4 protein-coding genes are annotated in these 5,425 nt (G+C 73.9%); all 4 read left to right on the top strand.

Annotated features, from left to right (window positions below):
* Positions 1–375: alpha-glucosidase C-terminal domain-containing protein (locus ACI2LW_RS33505; protein WP_404735035.1), on the top strand; the 375-nt coding region annotated here is incomplete at its 5' end.
* 29 nt (positions 376–404) lie between these two features.
* A complete protein-coding gene (locus tag ACI2LW_RS33500; protein WP_404735034.1) occupies positions 405–1,793 on the top strand; it encodes a maltokinase in 1,389 nt (462 codons plus the stop codon).
* A 4-nt stretch (positions 1,794–1,797) separates the two neighbouring features.
* Entirely contained in the window at positions 1,798–4,020 is a 2,223-nt protein-coding gene (gene glgB / locus ACI2LW_RS33495) for a 1,4-alpha-glucan branching enzyme (protein WP_404735033.1), read from the top strand.
* A gap of 134 nt (positions 4,021–4,154) precedes the next feature.
* Positions 4,155–5,243, top strand: coding sequence for a glutamate--cysteine ligase (locus ACI2LW_RS33490; protein ID WP_404735032.1), 1,089 nt, complete (start codon positions 4,155–4,157; stop codon positions 5,241–5,243).
* Positions 5,244–5,425: the final 182 nt, after the last annotated feature.

Raw genomic sequence — 5,425 nt, 5'->3', positions numbered from 1 at the left:
ACCAACGTCGAGGCCTCCATGTCCTCGCCCTCCTCGCTGCTGCACTGGACCCGCCGCATGATCGAGATCCGCAAGCAGAACCCCGCCTTCGGACTCGGCTCGTTCACGGAACTGCAGTCCTCCAACCCCGCCGTGCTGGCCTTCCTGCGCGAGTACAAGGACGACCTCGTGCTGTGCGTCAACAACTTCTCGCGGTTCGCCCAGCCCACCGAACTCGACCTGCGCGCCTTCGACGGACGGCATCCGGTCGAGCTCATCGGCGGAGTGCGCTTCCCCGCCATCGGAGAGCTGCCCTATCTGCTGACCCTGGCGGGTCACGGCTTCTACTGGTTCCGGCTCACCCGAGTCGCATCCCGGATCGGCAGACGAGTGTGAGCGTGTGGCCGACGAAAGGAGGCGTGACGATGCCGAAGACCGCATCCCTCCAGCCGAGCACCGCGGGCCTGGCCGACCCCATGGCCTCGCTCGGGTCGCTGCTGCGCCAATGGCTGCCCCGCCAGCGGTGGTTCGCCGGCAAGGACCGCCCGGTCACCGATCTGCGCCTGCTGTCCATGACGGAGCTGTTCCCGGGCTGTCTGCACCTGCTGGTCCACGCCGAACACGCGGGCGTCCCCACCGGTCACGGCACGGTCCCCGCCCCCACCGGCACGCCCGCGCCGCCGCCCGCCGACTGCTACCAGCTGCTGCTGGGCGTACGGCAGGAGCTGGCGCCGCGGCTGCACCGCGCCTTCATCGGCCGGCCCGTCCAGGGCCCGCTGGCCGGTCTGGCGGTCTACGACGCGCTGTGCGACCCGCGCTCGGCGCAGCTGCTGCTGGAACGGCTGCGGCACCCGGGCACCTCGGGCCCGCTGCGCTTCGAGGCGGACCCCTGCGTGCTCATCCCCGGCGGGCTGGTGCCCAGGCTGCTGGACGCCGAGCAGTCCAACTCCTCGATCGTGTACGGCGACGAGTTCATCCTGAAGGTCTTCCGCCGCATCCAGCCGGGCGTCAACCCGGACCTGGAGGTGCCGTGGGCGCTGGCCCGCGAGGGGTGCAGCCGCGTCCCCGCCCCCGTGGCCTGGCTGCGCACCACCCGGCCGGAGCCGGCCACCCTCGGTGTGCTCCAGCCGTTCCTGCGCGACGCGGCCGACGGCTGGACGCTGGCCCTGCGGGCGCTGGCCACCGGCGACGACTTCACCGCCCAGGCGCACCAGCTGGGGCAGGCCACCGCCGAGGTGCACCTGGCGCTGGCCGGCGCCTTCCCGACGGGCGCGCACCGGGAGATCGCGCGGACCGCGGCGGCGATGGCCGAGCGGCTGGACGCCGCGACGCACAGCGTGCCCGCGCTCAGGCCGTACGCGACCCGGCTGCGCACCGCGTTCGCCGCGCTGGCCAGCTGCGACGCCGGGCCGCCCGCCCAGCGCATCCACGGCGACCTGCACCTGGGTCAGGTGCTGCGGGCCGGACGCGAGTGGTTCGTCATCGACTTCGAGGGCGAGCCGTCCCGTCCGCTCGCCGAGCGCCGCATCCCCGAGTCCCCGGTGCGGGACGTGGCGGGCATGCTGCGCTCCTTCGACTACGCCGCCCGCCAGCGCCGCCCCTGGCGGCCGGAGTGGGCGCGCCGCTGCCGGGAGGCGTACTGCGCCGGCTACGCCTCCCGGGCCGGCTGGGACCCCCGCAAGAAGCACGCCCTGCTGCGGGCCTACGAGACGGACCGTGCCGTGTACGAAGTGCTGTACGAGGCCCGGCACCGCCCCGACTGGCTCGCCGTACCGATGGCGGCGATCGAACGTCTCGCCGTGAGAGGAGGCTGAACCGGTGGCACCGCGCGACACGTCACTTCCCGAGCCGTCCGGACCCGTCCCGCCCGCAGCGGGAGCGATCGGAGCGGCACCGCCCCTGGACCCCGCCGACCGTGAGCGCCTGCTGTCCGGCGCCCATCACGATCCGCACGCGCTGCTGGGCGCGCATCCGGTGCCGGGCGGGATCGCCTTCCGGGCGCTGCGCCCGTGCGCCCGCGCGGTGAGCGTGGTGACCGACGGCGGGCGGACCCCGCTGGTCCCGGAGGGCGACGGCCTGTTCTCGGCCGTGCTGCCGCTGACCGCGATCCCCGCGTACACGCTGCTGGTCGCCTACGGGCAGGACGAGTACGAGGTGCACGACCCGTACCGGTTCCTGCCCGCGCTCGGCGAGCTGGACCTGCATCTGATCCGGGAGGGCCGGCACGAGCAGCTGTGGAAGGCGCTCGGGGCCGAGCCGATGACCCACCAGGGCGTGCGCGGCACCCGGTTCACGGTGTGGGCGCCCAACGCGCGGGGCGTGCGGGTGGCCGGCGACTTCGCCCACTGGGACGGGACGGCGTTCCCGATGCGCTCGCTCGGCGCGGCGGGGGTGTGGGAGCTGTTCCTGCCGGGGATCGCTGAGGGCGCGAAGTACAAGTTCGAGATCACCTCGCAGTACGGCGGCCGGTTCCTCAAGGCCGACCCGATGGCCCGCCGCACCGAGGTGCCGCCCGCGACGGCGTCCATCGTGACGGCTTCGCACCACGAGTGGGGCGACGCCGAGTGGATGGCGCACCGCGGGGACACCCCGGTGCACGAGGCGCCGTTCTCGGTGTACGAGGTGCACCTGCCGTCCTGGCGCCCAGGGCTGACGTACCGTCAGCTCGCCGAGGAGCTGCCCGCGTACGTCAGGGACCTGGGGTTCACCCACGTGGAGCTGATGCCGGTCGCCGAGCACCCCTTCGGTCCCTCCTGGGGCTACCAGGTCACCGGGTTCTACGCGCCGACCGCGCGGCTGGGCACCCCCGACGACTTCCGGTACCTCGTCGACGCCTGCCACCGGGCCGGCATCGGGGTGATCATGGACTGGGTGCCGGCCCACTTCCCGAAGGACGACTGGGCGCTGGCCCGCTTCGACGGGGACCCGCTGTACGAGCCCGGGAACGCGCAGCGCGCCGAGCACCCCGACTGGGGGACGTACGAGTTCGACTTCGCCCGCACCGAGGTGCGCAACTTCCTGGTCGCGAACGCGGTGTACTGGTGCGAGGAGTTCCACATCGACGGACTGCGCGTGGACGCGGTGGCCTCGATGCTCTACCTCGACTACTCGCGCGACTCCGGCCAGTGGACGCCCAACCGGTACGGCGGCCGCGAGGACCTGGACGCGATGGCGTTCCTCCAGGAGATGAACGCCACCGTGTACCGCAGGGCGCCGGGAGTGGTGACCATCGCGGAGGAGTCCACCGCGTGGGGCGGGGTGACCGCGCCGACGGACGCCGGCGGGCTCGGTTTCGGGCTGAAGTGGAACATGGGCTGGATGCACGACTCGCTCCAGTACATGGGCAAGGAGCCGGTGCACCGCAAGTACCACCACCACGAGATGACCTTCGCGATGGTGTACGCCTACAGCGAGAACTACGTGCTGCCGATCTCCCACGACGAGGTGGTGCACGGCAAGCAGGCGCTGGTGTCCAAGATGCCGGGCGACTGGTGGCAGCGGCGCGCCGATCTGCGAGCCTACCTCGGCTTCATGTGGTCCCACCCGGGCAAGCAACTGCTGTTCATGGGGCAGGAGTTCGCCCAGGGCGGCGAGTTCTCCGAGAAGCACGGCCCGGAGTGGTGGCTGCTCGAGGACGGGTACTGCGCGGCGGGCGACCACCGCGGGGTGCGGGACCTGGTGCGCGACCTGAACCGGCTGTACCGGGCCACCCCGGCGCTGTGGCAGCGCGACACCAGCCCCGAGGGCTTCCGCTGGGTGGCCGTGGACGCCGCCGACGACAACGTCTACGCCTTCCTGCGGTACGACGCGGCCGGTACCCCGCTGCTGGCGGTGTCGCACTTCTCGCCCGTCGTGCGCGAGGACTACCGTCTCGACGTGCCCGGCGAGGTGACCGCCTGGTACGAGGTCCTCAACACCGACGCCGCCCGCTACGGCGGCAGCGGCGTCACCAACCCGGAACCGCTCAAGCCGGAGGACGGCCGCCTCGGCCTCACCCTGCCGCCGCTGGCCACGGTCTGGCTGGCGCCGTACCCGGGCTGAGCCGCACGGCCGCACCGCGCCGGCCGCCGGATCCGCGCTCCGCACCCAGGTGTCCGGCCGCCGTCCCGGGGCAGTCGGGTCGTACGACCCGGCGCCCGGCCGGTGTCACGGCACGAACAGGAAGGCGGCGACAGGTGCGGACCGTCGGAGTGGAGGAGGAGCTCCTCCTGGTCGATCCGGAGACCGGCGAGCCCAAGGCGCTGTCCGCCGCGGTGCTCGCCCGGGCCGAGGCGGACGACCCGAGCCAGGACGTGTTCGAGAAGGAGCTCTACGGGCAGATGCTGGAGTTCGCCACGCATCCGTGCACGGACCTGGCCGAACTCGGCGAGGAGATCGTCCGCTGCCGCAAGGAGGCGGCCCGGCACGCCGGGGAGATCGGCTGCGCGGTGGCCGCGCTGGCCACCTCCCCGCTCCCGGTCAGCCCGACCATCAGCATGAACCGCCGCTACCAGTGGCTGGCCGACCAGTACGGCATCGCCACCCGGGAGCAGCTGGTGTGCGGCATGCACGTGCATGTGGCCGTGGACTCGGAGGAGGAGGGCGTCGCGGTCCTGGACCGGGTGCGCCCCTGGCTGCCCGTGCTGCTGGCGATCAGCGCCAACTCCCCCTTCTGGCAGGGCAGCGACAGCAGCTACGACAGCTACCGCAGCCGGGTGTGGGACCGCTGGCCGTCGGCCGGCCCGACCGAGCTGTTCGGCTCGCCGGAGCGCTACCACCGGCGGGTGGCCGACATGGTGTCGACCGGCGTCATCCTCGACGAGAAGATGGCCTACTTCGACGCCCGGCTGTCCGAGCGGTATCCGACGGTGGAGATCAGGGTCGCCGACGTGTGCCTGCACGCCGGCACCGCGCGGCTCGTCGCCTCGCTCGCCCGGGGCCTGGTGGAGACGGCGGCCCGGGAGTGGCGGGCCGGGCGGGAGCCCGTCGACCACAGTGTGACCCTGCTGCGGCTGGCCACGTGGCAGGCCGCCCGGGCGGGGCTGGAGCGGGAGCTGCTGCACCCGGAGACCATGCGGCGGCAGCCGGCCGAGTCGGTGCTGCGCGCGCTGCTGGACCACGTGGCCGGCGCGCTCGCCGACAGCGGCGACCTCGACCACGCCCGCCGGGCCGTGGCGGAGCTGCTGCGGAACGGCACCGGAGCCCGCGTGCAGCGCGAGCTGATGGAGCGGACCGGGAGCCTGCGGGACGTCGTCACCGAGTGCGTGCGCCTGACGCAGGACTGAGCGCCCCGGCCCGCCCCCGGCGCGGCGGGCCGGGGGGGGGGCGGGGGGCCCGCCCGGGGGGGGGGGGGGGGGGGGGGGGGGGGCGGGGGGGGGGGGGGGGGGGGCGGGGGGGGGGGGGGGGGGCGGTCGTGGCGGGCGGAACGTGGTCAGTACGTGGGGAGTGTGCGCGGGCCGAGGTCGTC

This window comes from Streptomyces sp. NPDC004065 (genome assembly GCF_044903565.1).
Classification (GTDB): Bacteria; Actinomycetota; Actinomycetes; order Streptomycetales; family Streptomycetaceae; genus Streptomyces.
The sequence above is the reverse complement of the archived record's forward strand: the minus strand, read 5'-3'. Positions and strand labels throughout refer to the sequence as shown.

Bases quoted from the DNA above. Each gene is read 5' to 3' on its own strand.
- ACI2LW_RS33500 (WP_404735034.1), top strand. From the start codon at position 405: ATGCCGAAGACCGCATCCCTCCAGCCGAGCACCGCGGGCCTGGCCGAC.